This is a genomic window from Pseudorhizobium banfieldiae, from assembly GCF_000967425.1.
GTDB lineage: Bacteria > Pseudomonadota > Alphaproteobacteria > Rhizobiales > Rhizobiaceae > Neorhizobium > Neorhizobium banfieldiae.
In genome coordinates this window covers 466,082-487,984 of the sequence record NZ_FO082820.1, presented here as the reverse complement: position 1 = coordinate 487,984, position 21,903 = coordinate 466,082, and the positions used below count along the sequence as shown (strand labels likewise).

19 protein-coding genes are annotated in these 21,903 nt (G+C 62.4%); 5 read left to right on the top strand and 14 right to left on the bottom strand.

Going from position 1 to position 21,903, the window contains the following annotated elements; translation table 11 throughout:
- Positions 1-5: 5 nt before the first annotated feature.
- On the bottom strand, positions 6-2,330 hold the full coding sequence (locus NT26_RS02275; RefSeq protein ID WP_052637169.1) for a DUF1217 domain-containing protein: 2,325 nt from the start codon (positions 2,328-2,330) through the stop codon (positions 6-8).
- Between the two features lie 278 nt (positions 2,331-2,608).
- On the opposite strand from NT26_RS02275, the gene NT26_RS02270 reads away from it, so the two are divergent.
- Entirely contained in the window at positions 2,609-3,175 is a 567-nt protein-coding gene (locus tag NT26_RS02270) for a DUF6101 family protein (protein WP_052637168.1), read from the top strand.
- Positions 3,176-3,235: 60 nt separating this feature from the next.
- On the opposite strand, the gene ubiA is transcribed toward NT26_RS02270, so the two are convergent.
- From ubiA to NT26_RS02255, 3 genes are all read right to left on the bottom strand, one after another.
- Complete coding sequence (gene ubiA, locus NT26_RS02265; RefSeq protein ID WP_052637167.1) at positions 3,236-4,189, bottom strand: 4-hydroxybenzoate octaprenyltransferase; 954 nt, start codon at positions 4,187-4,189, stop codon at positions 3,236-3,238.
- A 58-nt stretch (positions 4,190-4,247) separates the two neighbouring features.
- Positions 4,248-5,504, bottom strand: a complete 1,257-nt coding sequence (locus tag NT26_RS02260) for a cyclopropane fatty acid synthase (protein WP_052637166.1) — start codon at positions 5,502-5,504, stop codon at positions 4,248-4,250.
- Positions 5,505-5,657: 153 nt separating this feature from the next.
- Positions 5,658-7,964, bottom strand: coding sequence for a Tex family protein (locus NT26_RS02255; protein WP_052637165.1), 2,307 nt, complete (start codon positions 7,962-7,964; stop codon positions 5,658-5,660).
- Positions 7,965-8,109: 145 nt separating this feature from the next.
- Here NT26_RS02255 and purD point away from each other — a divergent pair, with 145 nt between their 5' ends.
- Both purD and NT26_RS02245 read left to right on the top strand, forming a co-directional pair.
- A complete protein-coding gene (purD, locus tag NT26_RS02250) occupies positions 8,110-9,375 on the top strand; it encodes a phosphoribosylamine--glycine ligase (protein ID WP_052637164.1) in 1,266 nt (421 codons plus the stop codon).
- 88 nt (positions 9,376-9,463) lie between these two features.
- The gene (locus tag NT26_RS02245) at positions 9,464-9,907 is read left to right on the top strand and encodes a plant virulence effector HPE1-like domain-containing protein (RefSeq protein WP_052637163.1); all 444 of its coding nucleotides are present in this window, start codon (positions 9,464-9,466) and stop codon (positions 9,905-9,907) included.
- A 123-nt stretch (positions 9,908-10,030) separates the two neighbouring features.
- Here the strand turns inward: NT26_RS02245 and glyS are convergent, their stop codons facing one another.
- From glyS to NT26_RS02195, 10 genes are all read right to left on the bottom strand, one after another.
- On the bottom strand, positions 10,031-12,316 hold the full coding sequence (gene glyS / locus NT26_RS02240; protein WP_052637162.1) for a glycine--tRNA ligase subunit beta: 2,286 nt from the start codon (positions 12,314-12,316) through the stop codon (positions 10,031-10,033).
- 156 nt (positions 12,317-12,472) lie between these two features.
- Positions 12,473-12,796, bottom strand: coding sequence for a type II toxin-antitoxin system PemK/MazF family toxin (locus NT26_RS02235; protein ID WP_052637161.1), 324 nt, complete (start codon positions 12,794-12,796; stop codon positions 12,473-12,475).
- Complete coding sequence (locus NT26_RS02230; RefSeq protein WP_052641742.1) at positions 12,793-13,017, bottom strand: antitoxin MazE family protein; 225 nt, start codon at positions 13,015-13,017, stop codon at positions 12,793-12,795. The genes NT26_RS02235 and NT26_RS02230 overlap by 4 nt, the downstream gene beginning before the upstream one ends.
- Positions 13,018-13,095: 78 nt before the next feature.
- Positions 13,096-15,021: a DUF2207 domain-containing protein gene (locus NT26_RS02225; protein WP_052637160.1), complete on the bottom strand. Its 1,926-nt coding sequence runs from the start codon at positions 15,019-15,021 to the stop codon at positions 13,096-13,098.
- Positions 15,022-15,033: 12 nt separating this feature from the next.
- On the bottom strand, positions 15,034-15,585 hold the full coding sequence (locus NT26_RS02220) for a LemA family protein (RefSeq protein ID WP_052637159.1): 552 nt from the start codon (positions 15,583-15,585) through the stop codon (positions 15,034-15,036).
- A 71-nt stretch (positions 15,586-15,656) separates the two neighbouring features.
- Positions 15,657-16,592: a glycine--tRNA ligase subunit alpha gene (locus tag NT26_RS02215; protein ID WP_052641737.1), complete on the bottom strand. Its 936-nt coding sequence runs from the start codon at positions 16,590-16,592 to the stop codon at positions 15,657-15,659.
- Positions 16,593-16,702: 110 nt separating this feature from the next.
- Positions 16,703-16,894: a hypothetical protein gene (locus NT26_RS02210; protein WP_052637158.1), complete on the bottom strand. Its 192-nt coding sequence runs from the start codon at positions 16,892-16,894 to the stop codon at positions 16,703-16,705.
- Between the two features lie 21 nt (positions 16,895-16,915).
- Positions 16,916-17,779, bottom strand: a complete 864-nt coding sequence (locus NT26_RS02205) for a S49 family peptidase (RefSeq protein WP_052637157.1) — start codon at positions 17,777-17,779, stop codon at positions 16,916-16,918.
- 77 nt (positions 17,780-17,856) lie between these two features.
- Positions 17,857-18,636, bottom strand: coding sequence for a tRNA1(Val) (adenine(37)-N6)-methyltransferase (locus tag NT26_RS02200; protein ID WP_052637156.1), 780 nt, complete (start codon positions 18,634-18,636; stop codon positions 17,857-17,859).
- The gene (locus NT26_RS02195; RefSeq protein WP_052637155.1) at positions 18,633-18,863 is read right to left on the bottom strand and encodes a putative signal transducing protein; all 231 of its coding nucleotides are present in this window, start codon (positions 18,861-18,863) and stop codon (positions 18,633-18,635) included. Before NT26_RS02195 ends, NT26_RS02200 begins: the two co-directional genes overlap by 4 nt.
- A gap of 98 nt (positions 18,864-18,961) precedes the next feature.
- Here NT26_RS02195 and NT26_RS02190 point away from each other — a divergent pair, with 98 nt between their 5' ends.
- Positions 18,962-19,978 carry a polyprenyl synthetase family protein gene (locus NT26_RS02190; RefSeq protein WP_052637154.1) on the top strand — a complete coding sequence of 339 codons (1,017 nt, stop codon included), beginning with the start codon at positions 18,962-18,964 and terminating at the stop codon, positions 19,976-19,978.
- Between the two features lie 97 nt (positions 19,979-20,075).
- Positions 20,076-21,899: a tetratricopeptide repeat protein gene (locus NT26_RS02185; protein WP_052641734.1), complete on the top strand. Its 1,824-nt coding sequence runs from the start codon at positions 20,076-20,078 to the stop codon at positions 21,897-21,899.
- The last annotated feature ends 4 nt before the right edge of the window (positions 21,900-21,903 follow it).

Sequence of the window (21,903 nt, the reverse complement as noted above, 5' to 3'; positions counted from 1 at the left end):
CGGTCCTATCGACGAACCTGAGATAACGCCCACAATGTATCGGCACTGATGCCGGTATAGGCGCCGCTTCCCGTCAGGATGTCGACTGGCGAGGGCCCGGTCACGCCGTTCTCGAGGTCATACATGATGGTGAATCGCTGGATCATCTTGCGAACCTTGTCGGGGTCCTTGAGGTCGTTCAGGTCGAGGTTCTTCTCGACGATCTTCGCCTGCTGATCGATGTCCATAGATCCGATCTCGCTGGGCAGGCTGAAGGTCACCCTGAAGAACTCCATCAGCGCCTCGTCACCCAGGATACTGTAGGCGTCGGTGATGGAATCGACCATCCGCTCGAAGTAGAGGGCCATTCGCACACCGGCGTTCTCATTACCTTCTTCCATTTCCAGGGTCTGGCGAAGATAGAGATTCTGGGTTTCGATCACTTTGCCTCGCCCCTGGATCGTTGCCGCTGCGTCGCGATCGAGAGTGCCGTTCTCATCGAAGTTGAACGATCCTAGAAGTTCGGCGAATTCTGCATTGCCCTGTTGATTGACGAAGCTCTCTGGATCGCTCAGGTCCGACGTGAATATCTGCTTCAGGAAGTCGTCCGTCGCGGTTGATGGGTCGATCCCCTTCGCCGTCAGCACGAAATCCACCAGACGCCGATCGCCCAGGAATTCGCTGAGCGTCTTTATGCTGGCCATTGTCTGCGTGTAGTAGCTCGATTCGGCGTCCGCCTTCTTGCGCGCAGCCTCCTTCTCGTCGCCGCGAAGAAAGCGGGTCTGCTCGACGATATAGGCCTTGGCCGTTTCGGTGATGGTTGCCATCGACTGAGCCTGGACCGGCGCCGTAATGCCACCGTCCCTCGTGAAATTGAAGGCCTGCGCCAGCGTCAGGTAGCGTTCGTCCTTCAGGCGGTAAACGTAGCTCTTGGGGTCGGAAAGGTCGCTCTTGAGCACGTTCTTCAGCGTCAGCAGAGAGACCGAGTCCGGATCCAGTCCCACAGCCTGCAAGGTAAATCCATAGATTGCCTTGTCGGACAGGAAATCCTCAACAGACTTCACCGCCGCCATCTCCGATTTGTAGAGCTTGATTGCCTTTTCGTCCGCCTCTTCCTGCTTGTCGTCATAGCGGCTGAAGTAATGGTTCGACGTCAGCGACGTCTGCGCGGCGGTCTGTGCGACAGGTCCATCAAGGCTGCCATCGGTGTTGAAGTTGAAGGCGTTCGCAAGCTCCAGGTACTGGGGCCGATCCTTGCCGTAGAGATTGGCGTAGCTGTTCGGATCCGATAGGTCGCTGGTCAGGATCTGCTCCAGCGTCGACTTGACCACGAAAAGCTCGTTGAGGTCGAAGGCCTTGCGGACATAATCGTAAAGTCGCGGATCATCCAGCAGACCATCGACACTGGTGACCGTCGGGATCTTCTCCTCGAAATAGTCCCTTTCGCGAAGCGCCGAAGCCTGCGTCTGGCGCGGCCGGCTGAGCAGGTAGAGGTCGGTGATCGCCGCCAGCTGTTGTTCGGTCTGTGCAGAACCCTTCGCCGATGTGCCGTCGACCGCAAATTCGAACGCTCCGGCGAGATCGATGTGGGCTTGGGTCGACTTGATGGCGTTCTGGTAGCCGGCGATCTCCAGCTTGAGGGATGCCTTCTTTTCCACATGCTCCTTGGAATTGGTACCAAGGGCAGCGAGTTCCGCCTGGGCCGTCGACAGCTTGGCCGTCAGATAGGTCATCTGATCCTTGAGCACGGTGTTCGTGTAGCTGGCAGGATCATTCTTGTCGCTGCTCATTGCGCTCCGGACGACCTGGTAGGAGTAGACGCTGTCGTCTATCCCGAGCGATTCAAAGACGTATCGGCGCAGCCTGTCATTGCTCAGGATGTCGTCCACATGATCGACCTGCGCCATCATGGCCTTGTAGTAGCGCGTCTCCTCCGCCACCTTGTCCTGGGTAGCGATGATGCTCTGGTCGTAGAGGTCGAGAATCTCCTCCTGCTGCGCGGCCGACTGCGCAATCGCCGTGTCGCTTGAGGAGAAATTGAAGGCGGCTGCGAATTTCTTGTACCGGTCGTCAGTGAGCAGATTGGCGTAGCTGTTCGGGTCGCTGAGGTCGCTTTCCAGCACCTTCTTCATGAAGGCCTTGGCATAGGTCATCTCCTCGAGGCCATGGGCCTTCATGGCGTAGGAGAACAGCCGGTAGTCGTCGAGAAATTCATCGATCGACGTCACCTTCCCAATGTTTTCCGCATAATAAGCCGCGTCCCGCGCCACCATGTCCTGACTTGCGACACGCTGAAGGGTCTTGAACATGTCGCGGTTGACGAGGTCGTAGCTGAGATATGTCGAAACCATGGACGGGCACTCCGGTCGCAATATTGCCGACAGCAGCATGCCCGACCTTGCTTGCCCGGGGCTTTTGCGTCCCGACGTGCACGCAAGAGAACGTGTTCACCTTCTGGAAACCGAGCAGGATTGGCGTTTGATAACCATTCGCCGAGGCAAAACTTCCTTAACCGCGATTTTTAAGCCGTCTCGCACAGAGCGGCCCGTATGGTTTGCCCATCAGAGGACAAAAGTCCCGCAGGAGAAACCGGAAACGGCTCTCAGGTAAAACAAGGGTAGCATACACGATGACAAACACGGTTCTGAAGCCTGCCTGGGCAGGCTCCACGCTCAGGCTCGACCCCTCGCGCTTTCCGCAGCAAGTCACCTATGCCCTGCGCGACACCTCCGGCGATGTCCTGATCACCATCGACTCGCGGGGGGCAGTCCTGCGCAAGACGCTGCCATCGAGCGGACTGCCCCTTTCATTCGCCCTTCCCGCCCGCGCCTTCAAGGGTGTCGCCGCACGCGCCATCGACCACGGCGACGGAGAGGTCACCGTCACGCTGGAACTACACCACGAAGATCCGGAACTCTGCATTCCGCTTCTCGTCGCCCATGACCTCTGCGACATCGCGGCCGACTGGCGCAGCTGGTCCGAGGCATTCCGCATTCCGATGCTGATGGTCGAGGCAGACGGCATCGCCCGGCCGCTCGAAAACCATCTGGGAGAAGTGCGGACGCATGAGGCAAGGCCTCGCCGCCGTCATTCCTATTTCGCTGCCCGCCGTCCGCGCTTCCTGGTTCGTCGCACCACGGGAAAGCTCGGCGTGACGATGAAGATCGAGGGCAAGGAGATCATCGCGCGACGCTAGCCGATCCACCGCCGCCCCGCGCTGATGCTGGTGCCCGGCCACAAGCCGGGTTCCTGCGTTTCAGGCAAATGGCAGCGCCAGGACGAGACCGGCGAAAATGACCGCGCCTACCCGGGTGTTGAACTTGAAGAGTGTCAGGCACTGGTCCGGATTGTCGATATCGAGGACGAGGATCTGCCAGGCGAACATGACCGCAGCGACGAGCAGGCCTAAATAGGCGATAAAGCCGACGTCTGCCCCGGCATATGCGGCAAGCAGGAGCACCAGCGTCAGGCCGTAGAGGCCGGCCAGCCAGGCTTTCGTGTTGGCGCCGAACAAACGCGCGGTGGAACGGACTCCGACGAGTGCGTCGTCCTCCTTGTCCTGGTGTGCGTAGATCGTGTCGTAGCCGATCGTCCAGGCGACCGACCCCAGGTAGAGCAGGACCGGCGCCCAGGACAGGCTGCCGAACAAGCCGGCCCATCCCATCAGCGCGCCCCAGGAAAAGGCAAGTCCCAGGAAGAACTGCGGCCAGTCGGTAAATCGCTTGGCGAAAGGGTAGATCGCAACGACCGCCAGCGACAGGATGCCCAGCAGGATCGCGAAGCCGTTGAACTGAAGCAGCACAAGCAACCCGACCAGCGCCTGTAGGACGAGGAAGACCTTGGCCTCGAAACGGCTCACCCGCCCCGAGGGGAGCGGCCGCGAGCGCGTCCGGGCAACCGCATTGTCGATCTCATGATCGACGAGGTCGTTATAGGTGCATCCGGCGCCACGCATGGCGACCGATCCCAGGAAGAACAGGAACAGATGAAAGACGAAGAGGCCGAGCGACAGCTCCTCGTCGCGTGCGGCCACGTTGGCGGCGAGCGCCGACGACCAGAAGCAGGGCCACATCAGCAATTGCCAGCCGATCGGCCTGTCCCAGCGCGCAAGCTGCGCATAGGGCCATGCCGGCCTCGGCAGGACGCGATAGACCCAGTTGTCGGAAGGTGCGTCGTAGACGCGGCCATTGAGATCATCCGTCTTCATCATGCAATGGTCGTAGCCCGCCTCGGGACCTGCCGCAAGGCGGGACGGACCCGGACCGGCCCTAGAAGGTAACCGGTTCAAGCGGCGGACGGGTCGCATCGAACGACTTCAGGCGCTCCTCCCGCTCAGCGATGTAGTTCCGGTTGTCCGGAACGGTCATGCGCTTCCTGGTGAGCTGCATCTGGAAGATGAAGAAGTTCTCGTGGCTAAAGGCCATCTCGGAACCTGCCAGGTAGAACTCCCACATCCGCACGAAGCGCTCGTCGTAGATCGAAGCCGCTTCCTCGCGCCGTGCCAGGAAACGCTCCCGCCATTGGCGCAGCGTATGGGCATAGTGCATCGGCAGGATCTCGATGTCCGACACCAGCAGGCCCGAGCGTTCGACGGCAGGCATCACTTCCGCTAGCGACGGGATATAGCCCCCCGGGAAGATGTATTTCTCGATGAAAGGGCTGTTGTAGCGGGCGGGGTAAGGCTGGCCGATGGAATGCAAGACCATCACCCCGTCTTCATCAAGGACTTCGTATGCCTTTCGGAAGTAGCGCCCGAAATTCAGCCGGCCCACATGCTCGAACATGCCGACGGAAACGATGCGGTCGTATCTCGTCGACGCCGGCAGATAGTAATAGTCCTGCAGCTCGAAGCGCACCCGGTCCGAAAGTCCGCGCTTCTGTGCCCGATCGCGGGACACGCGCAGCTGCTCCTGGCTCAGCGTGATGCCGGTGACGTCGACGCCGGAGGATTCCGCAAGGTACATGGCCATTCCGCCCCATCCCGAGCCTATCTCGAGAACCTTCTGCCCCGGTTCAGCGAGCAGCTTTGCTGCGATGTGCCGCTTCTTGGCGACCTGCGCCTCGTACAGGCTGATGCCCGTCGGATTGAAGTAGCCGCAGGAATACTGCCAGTCCTCGTCGAGGAAGAGATTGAAGAGCTTCGCGCTGAGGTCGTAGTGGTGGGCGACGTTGCGCTGGTTGCGGTTGATCGGCACCCCGTGCCTGATGCGAGCCCCGGCGATGCGGAGAAGCCCGCGCCATATCATGCCAGGTGTCAGCACCTCGCTCAGCGTGTTGTCCTTGACGATTGCGAGCAGCTCGTAGATGTCGCCCTCCTCGAACAGAAGACGGCCATCCATATAGACTTCCGCGAGCTTCAGCTGCGGGTCGGAGGCGATCTCTTCTTCCGCCTCTGCATCGGTGAAGCGGATTGCAACCGTTCGCCCGCCTCCGTCACCGAATACCTGCGAGCCGGCGGGGCCGCTGACGGTCAGCCGGCCTTTCTTGATGATCTTGGCGAGAAGTCGACGCAGGGACGAGGCCATAATTCACCTCCGAACGAAGTCTATCTTGCAGTTTAAAAAGGAGTAATTTCTTTCACCCGAGTTACAAGCACAGGAACGCCAAAAAAGATGACACAAAAACAGATGCCGTCCAACGCTGTTGAACGGCATCCTTTCATACGCATGAACAAGTTGCTAACGGCGCTTCAGAGCCTCTGCCAAGGCGGCGCCAAGGGCGCCCTGTGAGGAAACGCCCTTCGGTTCCGCTTTCATCTTCGCCGGGCTAGGACGCTGCACGTTCCGGTCGGCACCACGCGCGGCGGGCGCCGCCTCCCCTCCGTCCTTGCGCATGGTGAGCGCGATCCTTTTGCGCTTCACGTCCACCTCGACGACGCGCACCTTCACGACATCGCCAGCCTTCACGACCTCATGCGGGTCCTTCACGAAGCGATCGGCCAGCTGGGACACGTGAACCAACCCATCCTGGTGAACTCCGATATCGACGAAGGCACCGAAGGCGGCAACATTGGTCACCGTTCCCTCCAGCAGCATGCCGGGCCTGAGGTCCGTGATCTCATCGACGCCCTCTGCAAAAGTTGCGGTCTTGAAGCTCGGGCGCGGATCGCGTCCCGGTTTCTCCAGTTCCGCGAGGATGTCCTTCACGGTCGGCAGGCCGAACTGCTCGTCGATGAACTGCCGCGGATCGAGCTTCTTCAAGGTGGCGCTGTCGCCCATCAGCGTGCGCAGGTCGCGACCGCACGCGGCAACGATCTTCTTCGCCACGCCATAGGCTTCCGGATGGACGGCGGAGGCATCCAGCGGCTCCTTGCCATTCGGGATGCGCAGGAAGCCGGCGGCCTGCTCGAAGGTGCGGTTGCCGAGACGGGCGACCTTCAGCAGGTCCTTGCGGCTCCCGAAGGGTCCGTTCTGGTCACGATGCAGGACGATAGCCTCGGCGATCGAACGGCTTAGGCCGGAGACGCGCGAGAGCAGCGGTGCGGACGCCGTATTGAGGTCGACGCCGACGGCATTCACCGCGTCTTCCACGACCGCATCCAGCGAGCGCGACAGCTTCCCCTGGTCCACATCGTGCTGATACTGGCCGACACCGATCGACTTCGGCTCGATCTTCACGAGTTCCGCCAGCGGGTCCTGCAGGCGCCGAGCGATGGAAACGGCGCCGCGGAGCGAGACATCAAGAGTTGGGAATTCGGCTGCAGCGGTCTCGGAGGCGGAATAAACCGAGGCACCCGCTTCCGATACGATGACCTTTGTCGGCTTCGGCGCCGGCAGGCTTGCGAGCATGTCTGCCACCAGCTTCTCCGTCTCGCGGCTGCCGGTGCCGTTGCCGATGGCGATGAGTTCGACGCCGTGCTTGCGAATGATGGAAGCAAGCTCCGCCTGAGTGCCACGGATGTCGTTCCGCGGCGGGAACGGGTAGACCGTGGTCGTTTCGAGGAGCTTGCCGGTGCCATCGACCACGGCGACCTTTACGCCGGTACGGATCCCGGGATCGAGGCCCATAGTCGCGCGCGAGCCGGCGGGGGCTGCGAGAAGCAGATCCTTCAGATTTCGAGCAAAGACGTGAATGGCCTCCTCCTCCGCCCGTTCGCGCAGCTCGCGCATCAGGTCGAGGGACAGTGAGGTGGAAAGCTTGACGCGCCAGGTCCAGCCGGCGGCCTCCATCAGCCAGCGGTCCGCCGGCCCCCTTTCGCCGATCTCGAAGGCAGCGGCGATGATGCGCTGGGCCGGCTTCACGGGCGACGGATCGTCCTGGTCGACCTCGATGGACAGTGTCAGCACTTCCTCGTTCCAGCCGCGCAGCATGGCGAGCGCCCGGTGTCCGGGTGCGGTTGCCCAGCGCTCGGAATGGTCGAAATAATCTGCGAACTTCGCGCCTGCCTCCTGCTTGCCGTCAACAACCTTTGCCCGCAACAGCGCCCGGTCGCGCATGTGCTGGCGAAGTCGGCCGAGGAGATCCGCATTCTCCGAGATCGTTTCGGCGACGATGTCGCGGGCACCTTCCAGCGCCATCTTCACGTCCGTCACTTCTCCAGCGATATAGGGTTCCGCAAGCTTCCCCGGATCGGCTGCGCGATCGGCCCAGATCGCTTCGGCAAGCGGGCCGAGGCCTCGCTCGCGGGCGATCTCGGCCCGGGTGCGCCTTTTCGGCTTGTAGGGAAGATAGAGGTCTTCCAGCTCGGCCTTGGTGGCGGCCTTCGCCAGCCTTGCTGCCAGTTCCTCCGTCATCTTGCCCTGCGAGGTGATCGACTCGATCACGGAAGTGCGGCGCGCTGCCAACTCCCGCAAATAGACAAGCCGCTCCGACAGAATGCGCAACTGTGTGTCGTCCAGACCGCCGGTCACTTCCTTCCGGTAGCGGGCAATGAAGGGGATTGTCGCCCCTTCATCGATCAGACCGATGGCAGCGGTGACCTGGTCTGGCCTGGCATTGATTTCGGCGGCGATCGCAGCGGCGAGGAAACGGATGTCGGCGGCCATGGCGGTCTCACTGGTTCAAGGGAGGCGCGACCATATCCAAACTTTGCGGCATGGCAACGTGACGAGGCGGGATTCCACAGGATGCGCTTGACCTTTCGCCCCCCTCCCCTTAACCGCCCGGTGAGGCATCAAGAGAGGGCGAGAGATGAAGGTTCTGCTGATCGGCTCCGGTGGACGCGAACATGCGCTGGCCTGGAAGCTTACCCAGTCGCCCAAGCTCACCAAGCTCTTTGCCGCGCCCGGCAATCCGGGCATTGGCGAACATGCGGAACTCGTTACGCTCGATGTAGACGATCAGACTGCGGTCGTGGATTTCTGCCGCAGCGAAGGCATCGGTTTCGTCGTCGTCGGGCCGGAGGCGCCACTGGTCGCCGGGCTTGCCGATCGACTGCGGGATGCCGGGATCGCGACCTTCGGCCCCTCCGCAGCCGCCGCGCAACTGGAAGGTTCCAAGGGCTTCACCAAGGACCTCTGCGCCCGCTACGGCATCCCGACCGGCGCCTACGAGCGCTTTACCGATGCGGATGCGGCCAAGGCCTATGTCCGGGACCAGGGTGCTCCCATCGTCATCAAGGCCGATGGGCTTGCCGCCGGCAAGGGCGTCACCGTGGCGATGACGATCGATGAGGCCATCGCTGCTATCGACGACTGCTTCTCCGGCGCGTTCGGAGCGGCTGGTGCCGAAGTGGTGGTCGAAGCATTCCTCGACGGCGAGGAGGCGAGCTTCTTCTGCCTGTCGGACGGCAAGACGGCGCTAGCGCTTGCGACTGCACAAGACCACAAACGGGTCGGCGATGGAGACACCGGGCCCAATACCGGCGGGATGGGCGCCTATTCGCCCGCTCCGATAATGACATCCGATATGGTGGAGCGGGCGATGAAGGAGATCATCGAGCCGACCATTCGCGGCATGTCCGAAATGGGCCACCCCTTTACCGGCGTCTTCTTCGCGGGGCTGATGATCACCGAGAAGGGGCCCGAACTCATCGAATACAATGTCCGCTTCGGCGATCCGGAATGCCAGGTGCTGATGATGCGCCTGAAGAGCGACCTCCTGCCCCTCCTGTACGCGGCCGCAACGGGTACGCTGGACCAGGTTTCGACCGAGTGGTCGGACGACGTCGCGCTCACCGTGGTGATGGCCTCGAAGGGGTATCCCGGTTCCTACGACAAGAACACGCCGATCGGTCCACTTCCCAAGACCGCCGATCACGCGAAGATCTTCCATGCCGGAACGGCACTGAAGGACGGCGGACTGGTTGCAACCGGCGGACGGGTCCTGAATGTAACCGCCACGGGCAGGACCGTCGCCGAAGCGCAGGCGAAGGCCTATGCGCTGGTGGACCAGATTTCCTGGGAGAACGGCTTCTGCCGCCGCGACATCGGTTGGCGAGCCGTCGATCGCGGATAAGTTTTTTTTACCTGAGCTTAACCAGTTTTGCTGACGGGATCGCAATCCTAAGGCGGTAGACCTCCTCTGACATGAGAGGAGTCGTGCCATGCGTTTTCTGCTGACGAGTGCCCTGATCCTGACGAGTGCACAGGCGCTAGCCTCTTCGATCACGCCACTCAGCAGCCATGGCGAACGCGGAAGCGTCATCACGAAGAGCTGCACTGGCTGCCCGCCTCCGGCCTCGAAGGAAGAACAATCCCGCTACCGTGTGCCGGTTCTTGAAACCGGACCGCAGAAGATCGAGATCGTCGAGATCGACGGCGAGAAGAAGATCGTCCGCACAGATGCATGGCTCGGCGGCTCGCCGGTCGTGCATGTCAGCAAGATGCAGGATTGGATGATCGAACGGGGCGGCACCGCCGTTGCCGGCGCTGCGGGACAGGATGGCATTGACCATACCGCAACCGTCGGTGCGGTCGAAGCCGGCATGACGGGTTCGGCAGCGGCGATCGATCTCGACGCATTCACGCTACGGCTCAGCGCACGCTGACAAACGTCGGAACTGGCGTTTGACAGGCAAAGAGCCGCGTCACGCCTAGCGGGATTTCGGTCAGTCTCCCATCAGACGGCAAGCCGCCGGACCGCCGGCGGCTTTGTTCATTCTCGGAGTTCGTCAGCCAGCGATCCTGGAGAAATCTGCGACCGTTCCGGTCGCTTCGCGGATGGCCTTCAAGAGCGCCAGCCGGTTGGCGCGGATGGCCGTGTCTCCGTCATTCACCAGCACGTCCTCGAAGAACCGGTCGACCGGCGCCCGCAGCTTCGACAGTGCCTGCATGGCGGAACGGAAGTCTTCGCGCGCAACGGCTTGCGAAGCCTCACTGGAGGCCGACGTGATCGCGCTCCACAGCGCCCTTTCGGCGTCGAGGCGCAGGAGTTCTCCCGTGACGCCATCGGCGACGACGGTGCCCTTCTTCTCTTCGGCCGCGAGAAGCTGCGTGGCGCGCTTGGTGCCGGCGAGCAGGTTGATGCCGTCCTCCGAGGTGATGAAAGCCGTCAGCGCCTCGGCGCGACGGGCGACCATCAGCAGGTCGTCGGCCTCCGGCGTGAGCACCGCATCGATGATGTCGTGGCGGGCGCCCTGGTCGCGGAGGTAGACCTTGAGGCGATCGTGGAAGAACGAGAGGAGGTCGAGGCACCTTTCGTCGAAAGCACTCCGTTCAAGCACGGAACGACGTCTGCTGCCGACCTGCGGATAGCTGTCCGGAGTAGAGCTGCTAAAACTGTCCGATATCACGACGCCACCGTCATGCTCGCGCGCCTTGGCCCAAGCCTGAAATGCTACCGTGATCGGCAACCGCACATTCCGCTCCAGCAGGATCCGCACCACGCCCAGCGCCGCACGGCGCAGCGCATAAGGGTCCTTCGAGCCGGTCGGCTTCTCGTCGATCGCCCAGAAGCCGACCAGCGTGTCGAGCTTGTCGGCCAGCGCCACGGTGATGGCGACCTTGTCGTCCGGCACGCGGTCAGACGGGCCCTGTGGCTTGTAATGATCCTCAATGGCCGCGGCGACGGAGGAATTCTCACCCTGGAGAGCGGCGTAGCGGCGGCCCATCAGGCCCTGCAGTTCCGGGAATTCGCCGACCGCCTCGGTCCGCAGGTCCGCTTTTGCCAGCACGACCGCGCGATCCACGAGAGCGGCATCGGCGCCAACGACCGGCGCCAGTTCCCGCGCAAGCGCCCTGATGCGCGCGACCCGCTCACCCTGGGTGCCCAGCTTGGCATGGAAGGTGACGTCTAGCGCGTCAAGCTTCGCCATGCGCTGGTCGAGCGGCTTCTCGAGGTCGAGCCCGAACTTTTCCGCCGAAGGCTGCAAATCCTGAAGATCCGGCAGGTCGCCCTGGTCGCGGGTCCAGAAATGCTTGGCGTCGGAGAGGCGCGCGCGGACGACCTTGCCGTTGCCGTGGATGATCTCCCTGCCGCCGTCCTTCGCCTCTATATTGGAAACGAGGATGAAGCGGTTGGAAAGCCCCTCTCCGCCCTGAGGACGGGTGACGAAGCACTTCTGGTTCGTCTTGATCGTCAGGCGGATGATCTCGGCCGGAATCTCCAGATATTCCTGCTCGAACTCGCCCATAAGAACATGCGGCCATTCGACGAGTCCGGCGACTTCTTCGAGCAGGCCCTCGTCCTCGACCAGTTCAAGACCGTTCGCGAAGGCAACATCGCGGGCGTCGTGCAGGATCACGTCCTTTCGCCGCTCCGCATCGAGCATCACCTTGGCTTTTCCCAGGCTTCGTACGTAATCATCGAACCGGCGCACGGTAATGGCGTCCGGCGCATGGAAGCGGTGGCCGTAGGTGACATTGCCAGCCACTAGCCCGTCGATCTCGAAGGGGATGACCTGCGTTTCATCGTGCTCTGGCCCAAAGACGCAGACGATCGACTGCAGCGGGCGCACCCAGCGCAGGCTTTCCGATCCTTTGCCCTCGGTGCCGCCGAAGCGCGCGCCCTTCGGCATGGAAGCCGCTCCCCAGCGCATGGACTTCGGCCAGGGGAAGTTGCGGATGATGCCGGGCATCACATCGGCGATGATCTCCTCGGCGGCACGGCCGGGTTTTGAAAGGACCGCCACGTAAAAGTCGCCCTTCTTCGGATCGCTGACGACCTGCGCCTCCGAAACTGACGAAAGGCCCGCCTTGCGCAAAAAGCCCTGCACCGCCTGTTCCGGCGCCTTGGTGGAAGGCCCCTTGATCTCCTCGCGCTGATCCGCCGAACGCGCCGTCAGTCCGCGAATGTCGAGCGCCAGGCGGCGCGGCGTCCAGTACTCGCGCGCACCCTCATAGGTCAGTCCTGCCTCCACCAGCGCATCGGTCACGAGTTTCTTGAGGTCGCCCGCAGCCTTGCGCTGCATTCGGGCCGGGATTTCCTCGGAACGGAGTTCAAGAAGCAGATCGGGCATAGCGTCCTTCCTCACCCTCGCCCGAAGGAAAGGGTCGGCACAGGGTGCCGGTGATGGGGCAGAAATCGTCGGCTTCTGCTAGCAAAGATCAACGTTGCTGCACAATGGCAAATGTAGCCGTTTACCACATGGCAGACACAGGCTGTGGGCTGCAGATCAGAGAATATTGAGAAAGACAGCCAGGGAACGGTTGACTGCAAGCATACTCTCATCCTCAAGGCGTCCAAACGTCGGACCAAGCTTGTCGCGCTTCACGGACATTGCCTTGTCGACCATCACCTGAGAAATCTTGCGAAGCCGGTTCGCCGCCGAAGGATGCACAGTCACTCGGATCAAGGGCGCCTCGACGATCGTCGCCGAAACCAGCAGCACGGTAACCGTTCCTGTTTCGGCGAAAAGATCTGATTGGATGATCAGCGCTGGTCGAGGCTTCGAAAAATCACCTGGAAGAGCGATCGTGACAAGATCGCCGCGCCTCATGCCTCGCCGTCTCTATCCAACTGGCCCAGCGCGGCTTGCAGGAAGGCGTCGAGATCCGCATCTATGGCATCCGCGGCTGCAACCAGCGAGGCCTGACGGCGGCACTCCGCAACGAACCCTTCTTGCCGAGTGTCCGGCACCCAGATCTGAACAGGCCTCAGCCCCGCCAGTCTCAGTGCCTCGCGCCGCTTTTCCACACGCTTGTTGACCGGGATCGCCATATACAGCCCCATGTTGTTACATGTAACGTAGACCCTCCGCCCGTTCGGATCAAGGGCGGACACGGGACATGCGTCCAACTACCATCCGCCGCCGCCACCACCGCCGCCACCGCCGCCGGAAAAGCCACCGCCGGAGGAGAAGCCCGATGACGAGGAGCTGGATTTCGGGGCGGGGATGGTGGAGGCGATCGTCGAGGCCATGGACGACGAGAAGCCGCCGATGCGATCTCCGAAATGGCCGATGCCCTGGCCTTCATACCAGGCGGGCGAATAGGATGCGGCTGCCGCCCCTGCGGCGGCCGTTGCCAACCACGCCTCGAAGGCCCGGCTCCACGGCTTTTCCACGCCCAGCGCTACGGCATAGGGCAGAAGCGTCTCAAAATGCTGCGGCGACATCTCAGGTGCGCCGGCCATATTCATCCGATCCTTCTCCGCGAGGCTCAGATAGGTGCGCAGTCCCTCGATCCCGTCCATCAACCGGCGGCCGAGCGGCGTCGGCGCGCCCATCAGAAAGAAGAAGATGACGTTGATCAGCACGATGCCGCCGACGGACACCAAAAGCGGCCAATGGCCGCTGCCTGACAGATCAGCGAGTGTCACGACAAGGACGGTCGAAATGGCAGAAATCGCAACGAGACCGATGAAGCCGAGAATCACGACGGCGATGATCTTGGAGAATAGGGAACTGCCGCGCCGGAGGTTCTTGCCGAGGCTGACCGCAAGGCCCCCGAAGAAGGCGGCAAAGAACACCGGCACCATGAAGACGAAGATCAGGTCGGGCTCGATGTCGCCGAACAGGAACAGGAGAACCAGGGCTGCCACGCTGAGCGCGATGCCGCCGATGACGTAGCCGGTGTTGGCGCGGTAATACTTGCCGCGATGCTCCTTCTCGATGGCGCGGCGAAAATTCGTCCCGACCGTCTGAACCTTGGTGCCGTTTGCCTTGTCGATGATCAGCTGCTCGCCAGGGGCGCCGATATCCTTCAACAGCGCTGCCTGCCCCGCAGGCAGAGGCCCCTGCGTCGTCTTATCGGTCCGTCGGATCGTGATGGAGTTCTTCAGGTCGTCGAGCGTAACATAGCCCTTGACGGCGAGATCGATGGCGCTGGCGGAGAGTGCCGTCCAGCCGCCCCCGGAAAAGCCCTTGTTGTCCACGTAGTTGACGAGCGCAGGAGAAAGACCCTCTGGAGGATCCCAGCGAGGCACCATGACACCACCAGCCGGGTCTCGCCCAACCCGCGTCCAGTTGCGGGCATAGTAAAGCGCAACAAGCGCCAAGCCGCCTAAGCCGAGGATGGCGTTGATGTTGTCGCGCAGCCACCAGCCTCGCTGGTCGGCGGCCGAAGGCGGTGCAATCACGCCCTTCGGAATCCCGACGACGATCGTGAGGCCCTCATTCGGCGCGAGCGGTCTGGTGGTCGAAAAGACGGCTGTGTTGCCGCTCACCCGCATGTTGGCGTCCGTGTCGGCGGCACCCAGGGGCCCGGTATAGGCGACGGTTTCCGTCACCGCTGCGCCGTCCGGAAGCGTTACACGCGCCGAAGCCTGATCGATGCGGAACATCCAGCCATTGCCGGTGACGTTCCAGTAGAGCTCGTCGTGATCGCCGAAATAGCGAATCTGGCGGTCGGTGCGGTAGGCGATGACATAGGTATGTTCGCCGTGGTCAAGGAAGACGTCCTGCGAGCCGGTATAGATACGGATGCCGCCGGAGATGGATTCCGTATGCCAGTCTTCCGGCTCTCCGTCGCGGGTGACGGAGATGACATCGAAGCCAACGCGGATCGTCCGTCCCTCATCATCCTCCATGGTCAGCGGAAAGTCGCGGAAGATCCCGCGGCGAATGTCATCGCCCTCGGCATTCACGGTAATGGTCTCGGAAACCGTCAGCCCACCATCCGCGGCAACCTGAATGTCGGAATGGTAGGAGCGGATGAACTCCACCGCGCCTGCCGACAGGGTCGTCGCAAACCAGATGATGACCGGCAGGAGCAGGCGCAACATGATCGGCAAGCCTCAGAACTTGACGGCGGGCACGGCACGATTGGCGGGGTCTTCTATCTCGAAATAGTCCCGCTTGGAGAAGCCGAACTGGTTCGCAACGATGTTGGAGGGGACGCTCTCGACCTTCACGTTCAGGTCACGCGCGGCGCCATTGTAGTAGCGGCGCGACATCTGGATCTCGTGCTCGATCGTTTCCAGCGAGTTCTGCAATTCCAGGAAGTTCTGGTTCGCCTTGAGGTCCGGATAGGCTTCGGCGAGTGCGAAGAGCTTGCCGAGCGCCTGCGACAGCAGTCCTTCCGCCTGGGCGCGCGCCGCTACATCACCCGCAGGAACCGCCTGGGCGCGGTTGCGAAGCTCCACGACCTCCTCGAAGGTGGATTTCTCATGGGCCGCATAGCCCTTCACCGTCTCGATGAGGTTGGGTATCAGGTCGGCGCGACGCTTGAGCTGGACGTCGATGCCCGACCAGGCTTCCTCCGCCATCTGCCGCGACTTCACGAGGCTGTTGTAGAGAAAAATGCCGTACAGAACGACGAGTACGACGATGGCAAGCAGGATATACATCCGAGTGTCCCCCAAGACAGTAAGCTCGGGCGGACACTAGAAAGCTTTTCCAACAGCGTCAAACGCTGGCGTCAGGCTGCCTCTCGACCCGCTTGTGCGCCGCCCGCTTCGGTCAGTAGGAAGGCTTCGCCGCAGGCCTTGGCGAGGGTGCGGACGCGCAGGATATAGCTCTGGCGTTCGGTAACGGAGATCACGCCGCGGGCATCCAGCAGGTTGAAGACGTGGCTTGCCTTGATGCACTGGTCATAGGCGGGGAAGACGCACTTGTGCAGCATCTGGTTGGTATTCGCACCGGGAGCTCCGGCAGCGAGCAGCGCCTGGCATTCCTTCTCGGCGTCGATGAAGTGACGGTGCAGCATGGCCGTATCGGCATATTCGAAATTGTGCCGGGAGTACTCCTGCTCCGCCTGGAGGAAAACGTCGCCGTAGGAGATCTTCTCCTCGCCCTCGCGGCCGTTGAAGTTCAGGTCGTAGACATTGTCGACGCCCTGGACGTACATGGCGAGGCGTTCGAGACCGTAGGTCAGTTCTCCCGCAACCGGCGAGCACTCGATCCCGCAGACCTGCTGGAAATAGGTGAACTGCGACACCTCCATGCCATCGCACCAGCATTCCCAGCCGAGGCCCCAGGCTCCGAGCGTTGGGCTTTCCCAGTCGTCCTCGACGAAGCGCACGTCGTGCAGCAGTGGGTCGAGACCGATCGCCTTCAGCGAGCCCAGATAGAGCTCCTGCAGGTTGGACGGGTTTGGCTTCAGGATGACCTGGTACTGGTAATAGTGCTGCAGCCGGTTAGGGTTCTCACCGTAGCGGCCATCCGAGGGACGCCGCGATGGCTGGACGTAGGCCGCCTTCCATGGTCTCGGCCCAAGTGCTCTAAGTGTGGTCGCGGGATGGAAGGTGCCGGCACCAACCTCCATGTCGTAGGGCTGCAGCACGGCGCAGCCCTTGTCGGCCCAGTAGTTGTGCAGCGCGAGGATCAGCCCCTGGAAGGAGCAGGTCGGGGACATGTGGTCGGGAAGATCGGTCATGAATACAGCCGGCATCTCTACAAATGATGCGGACGAGTGCCACGCAGAGCCGCAAGGGTCAAGGATTTATGCCGCGCAGGCAGCCGGCATCACTCGTCGTCGCGCTTGACCCGATACTCGCCGGTCTCAGGATCTTTCACGAGCGTACCCAACGCGCCCGTCTCCTGTTCCTTTCGACGTTCCCGGGAACGCGATGTGAGCTTCTCCGCATCGGCGACGAACCGCTTGTAAAGCAGCCAACCTCCGCCGACGATCAGTATGAAGAAGATCAGTTGTACCATGGGTCCGCCTCGCCCCTTACCCTACATTCCGTAGCGACCCCACAATGCCTTCTCCTCCAGCGTCTCGGCAAGGCCCGCTACGGCGCCGGCACCGATATCTCCTGCGGCACTGCCGCGCACCACACCAGGCAGACGCCGGCCGAAGATGTTGCGGGCACCGCCGACCAGCTCCAGCCGCGTCTTGGGGCCGTAGCGGCGCTTGAGCGTCTCGCGCATTTCACCCGTGCCATCGACAAGCCCCAGTTCCAGGCCCCGGACTCCGGTCCAGAACAGGCCGGAGAAGATCGTCTCGTCATCCGCCAGGCGGCTGCCGCGGCGCGCCTTTACCATGTCGATGAAGACCTTGTGGATCTCCAGCTGCAGCGTCTTCAGGTATTCGACGTCGCCTTCCTTCTCGGGCTGGAAGGGATCGAGGATCACCTTGTTCTCGCCCGCCGTGTAAACGCGTCGCTCCACGCCGATCTTGCGCAGGAGTTCGGGAAAGCCGAAGCCGCCGGACACGACGCCGATCGAGCCGACAATGGAGGTCGGATCGACGAAGATCTCGTCGCCCGCGAGCGCGATCATGTAACCGCCCGACGCCGCGACGTCCTCGACGAACATCAGGACCTTCTTGTTCTTCTCTTCGGCGAGCGCCCGGATGCGCTGGTAGATCAGCCGTGACTGGACAGGCGAGCCGCCCGGCGAGTTAATCGATATCGCCACGGCTGGCGCATCCTTCTTCGAGAAAGCCTTCTCGAGCGCTGGAGCGACGGTCGCAATGTTCAGGGTCGGGCGGAACTGACTGCCGCCTGTCATGATGACACCATGCAGCCGGACCACGGGGATCGCCGTCCCCTCCTTGCGGAATCGCTTCGGCAACATACGCGACAACAGACCAGCCATCTCAAACCCTTCGTTCACGACAATACTGCCGCAGATGTATGACCGGTTGGGCGAAACACAATGGCAGCGCCGCCATTTCAGCGTCTCGGCGAGCCTCGGCGGATGATTGCACTGCGGCCGTTGTTCAGGGCGTCTGCTTCGGGCGTGAAGGCGTGGCCGTCTCCTCCGTGGAGGAAAAGCGGAGGACGGAAGAGCAGGCGGGCACGAGAACCCTTCACCGCCGTCACAAGAAGCCTCGTCGCATCCGCCGCCGGCCGCGGATGCACGACGGTGATCTCCAGTCCACCAAAGCGCCGGCCGCAGGCAGCGATGATTTCTGCGATGGATTGCGGCCGCGCGATGAGAGACAGTTGGCCGCCCGGCTTCAGAACGGCGCCGGCCGTTCTGATCCATCCTTCGAACAGACCATCAGCCATTGCATGCGCCTCGGCCTTCAGGACGTCGGGGGTGGTGCGGTCCGCAGGGTCGTTGAACGGCGGGTTCATGATGACATGATCGTGAACATCGTCCGCAAGCCCGGCGGCAAGTCTGGCCTTCCCCCGGCTCGTCACGTCCGCCTCCAGCACGGTCACCCGTGGGGCGAGTGCGACATTCTCCGGCAACGACAGTGTCTTCCTTGCACAGTCCGCCATCACCGACGAACGCTCGACCAGCAGCACGCTCGCTTGAAAAAGCCTCGATGCCACGGCCAGACCCGCCGCACCCGCACCGGCGCCGAAATCCGCCACGCTGACCGGGCCGTTCGCATTGACCAGCGAGGCCAGCAGCATGGCATCGACCCCCGACCGGTGTCCCACGCCCTTGGGCTGCACCACATGGAAACGGCCGCGATGAAACGCATCGACCGTTTCGATCATGCCTGCGCCTCCCGCAGCTCCCCGCCGAGGCCCGCATCGTTGAGAATCTGCCGCGCCTCGTCCGCCCGGTCATCCTCCACGAGAAAGCGGCGCGGCAGAAGACCGAGCGAGCCTTCAAGGATGCTCATAGTCTGATCCGCGATCATGCAGTGGATACCTGCGTCGCGGATCAGGCTTTCGGCGTAGGAGAGAAGCACGGCATCGTTGGTGCGTATGAGTTCCTGCATGGATCCCTGTTCACATTTCAATGTTTGGCAATTCGTGCCGGGGACGGTATAGGCCACTTCTACAGATCGTGGGTGAATTTGAACAGGAGACCGGAACCTTGGGCGTCGTCGTACCGCTTGAAGAAGGAAAAAAGAAGCCGGCTTCCGTCAAACCCCTCGTCGACCTGACGAAAGCCGACATGGAGCGGGTCAACCAGTTGATCCTGTCCAAGGCCGGTTCCGATGTACAGATGATCCCCGAAGTGGCCAACCACCTGATCTCCTCCGGTGGCAAGCGCCTGCGGCCGATGCTTACACTCGCCGCGGCATCCATGTTTGGCTACAAGGGCGACAGCCATGTCAAGCTCGCAACCAGCGTCGAGTTCATGCACACCGCGACGCTGCTGCATGACGACGTGGTGGACGAAAGCGATCTCCGCCGCGGAAAGTCTACGGCGCGGACGATCTGGGGCAACCAGGCAAGCGTCCTTGTGGGCGATTTTCTCCTCGGACAGGCCTTCCGGATGATGGTCGATGTCGGCTCGCTCGATGCGCTCGACGTCTTGTCTACGGCCGCCTCCGTGATAGCGGAAGGCGAGGTCTTGCAGCTTTCGGTCGCCAAGAACATGGAAACGACGGAGGATGACTATCTCTCCGTCATCCGGGCCAAGACCGCAGCCCTGTTCGCGGCCGCAGCCGAAGTCGGCCCCATCATCGCGCAGGCCGACAAGGCTGGCCGCAATGCACTGAAGTCCTACGGGATGAACCTTGGCCTCGCCTTCCAGCTGGTCGACGACGCGCTGGATTATGGCGGAACTGCCGCCGATCTCGGCAAGAATGTCGGCGACGACTTCCGCGAGGGCAAGATCACGCTGCCGGTCATTCTTTCCTATCGCCGCGGAACGGCAGAGGAACGGCTTTTCTGGCGCAGTGCGATCGAGGCGGGCGAGAGTTCGGAGGAAAACCTCCAGCACGCGCTGGACCTCATCCGGAAATACGATGCGCTGAACGATACGATCGGGCGCGCCATCCACTATGGCACGATCGCCCGCGATGCACTCGCTCCCCTGCCCGCCTCGCCCTACAAGGCGGCGCTTCTGGAAGTGATCGATTTCTCCATCCAGCGCGTAAACTGAACCGCAAGCACAAAAGAGGCTTTCTTGCGGTCCTGTACCAAAAAAGCCATGCTGTCGGTGAATCACTCGGTGCAGGATACTGATGAAAGGCACCTCGATGCGGCAGATTTCCAAGCTTTCCCTGCTTTGCGGTACAGCGCTGGTGACAGCCCTGTTCCTTGCGGCCGCGCCGAACGCGGCGACGCCCGAAGAGAAGCCCGCCGAAGAGGCGGCCAGTTTCGAGCCTGCCAAGGTGCAGTCGTTCGCCGGCGCGTTCCTCGCCGCGCGCACGGCCGACGTCGATCATGACTACCCGACCGCCATCACCCTCTACCGCAAGGCGCTTGAGTTCGACCCGGCCAACCTGGAAATCCGCGAGCGACTGATGATCGCCCTCTTCCTGGACGGGCAGTTCGAGGAAGGGCTCGCCGAGGCCGAGGCCCTGAAGGACGACGAGGCTGTCGAGCGGATCACGACGATCGTGCGCGGCCTCGACGCAATCCGCGACGGCCGTTTCGGCGAAGCGAAGGAGATGCTAGCCTACAGTGGGCCGAACGACCTCGACAAGCTGACACATACCCTGATCAGTGCGTGGGCTGACGTCGGCGCCGGGGAAGAAGGCAAGGCGCTCAAGACCGTTCGTGACCTGACGGGGCCGGACTGGTTCAAGGTATTCACCGACTACCAGCTGGGGACGATGGCGCTCGTCTCGGGCGACACGAACGCCGCGAGGACGCACCTGACGGCCGCCATCACCAATGAAGAAGCGGTTGCAACAGCGCCGGATACCTTCATGCGCGCCGTCATGGCGCTTGCGCGGCTGGAGGCTGCCGCCGGCAAGACGCAGAAGGCGCTCGATGCGATCTCCGTCGGTGACGGGATGATCAGCAACTATGCGCCGCTCAAGGCCCTGCGCGAAAGCATCGAGAGTGGCGAGAAGCCCGCCCAGCAGATAACGGACGCCTCCCAGGGCGCTGCCTCCGTGCTGTTTTCCATCGGGGCTGCGCTCAATCGCCAAGGCGCCGAGGACATGGTGTCGCTCTACCTGCAGGTTTCGCACGCGCTTGATCCGGAAAGCGCCGACACACTGATCCTCCTCGGCGGGATCGCCGAGAAGCTTGAGAAGCCGGAGCAGGCAATCAGCTATTACGAGAAGGTGCCAGCCGATTCTCCCATGCGGCGGATCTCCGAACTCCAGCTTGGGCTCGCCCTTGCCGGCTCCGAGAAGGTCGAGGAGGCGCGTCAGCACCTCAAGGCGCTGATCACCGCCGACCCCACCGACCTCCGCAGCTACCTAGCCTATGGCAGCGTGCTGTCCGACGCCAAGGACTACAAGGAGATGGCGGCGAACTACGACAAGGCTGTGGAGGTCATTGGACCCGTTCCCAAGCAGGGCGACTGGACCATCTTCTTCCAGCGCGGCATTGCCTATGAACGCCTGAAGAAATGGGATCAGGCGGAGCCGAACTTCAAGAAGGCGCTGGAGCTGAACCCGGAACAGCCGCAGGTCCTCAACTATCTCGGCTACTCCTGGGTAGACATGAACCGCAATCTCGAGGAAGGCCTCGACATGATCCGCCGCGCGGTCGAGCTTCGTCCGGACGACGGCTATATCGTCGATTCGCTCGGTTGGGCCTATTATCGCATGGGTCGCTTCGAGGATGCGGTGGCGGAACTGGAACGGGCCGTACAGTTGCGGGCCGGCGACGCCACGATCAACGACCACCTGGGCGATGCCTACTGGCGGGTCGGCCGGAAGCTGGAAGCTGTCTACCAGTGGAACCGGGCACTGATCTCCGAGGGCGACGACGTCAACCGCGACCAGATCAAGGAGAAGATCGACAAGGGCCTGCCGCCGCTCGATCCGACCGCGACAACCGCCGACAAGCGTCCGGAGGAGCCTGCGACCCCTGCGCCCGCGCCGGCAGGCAACAAATCCTGACAGC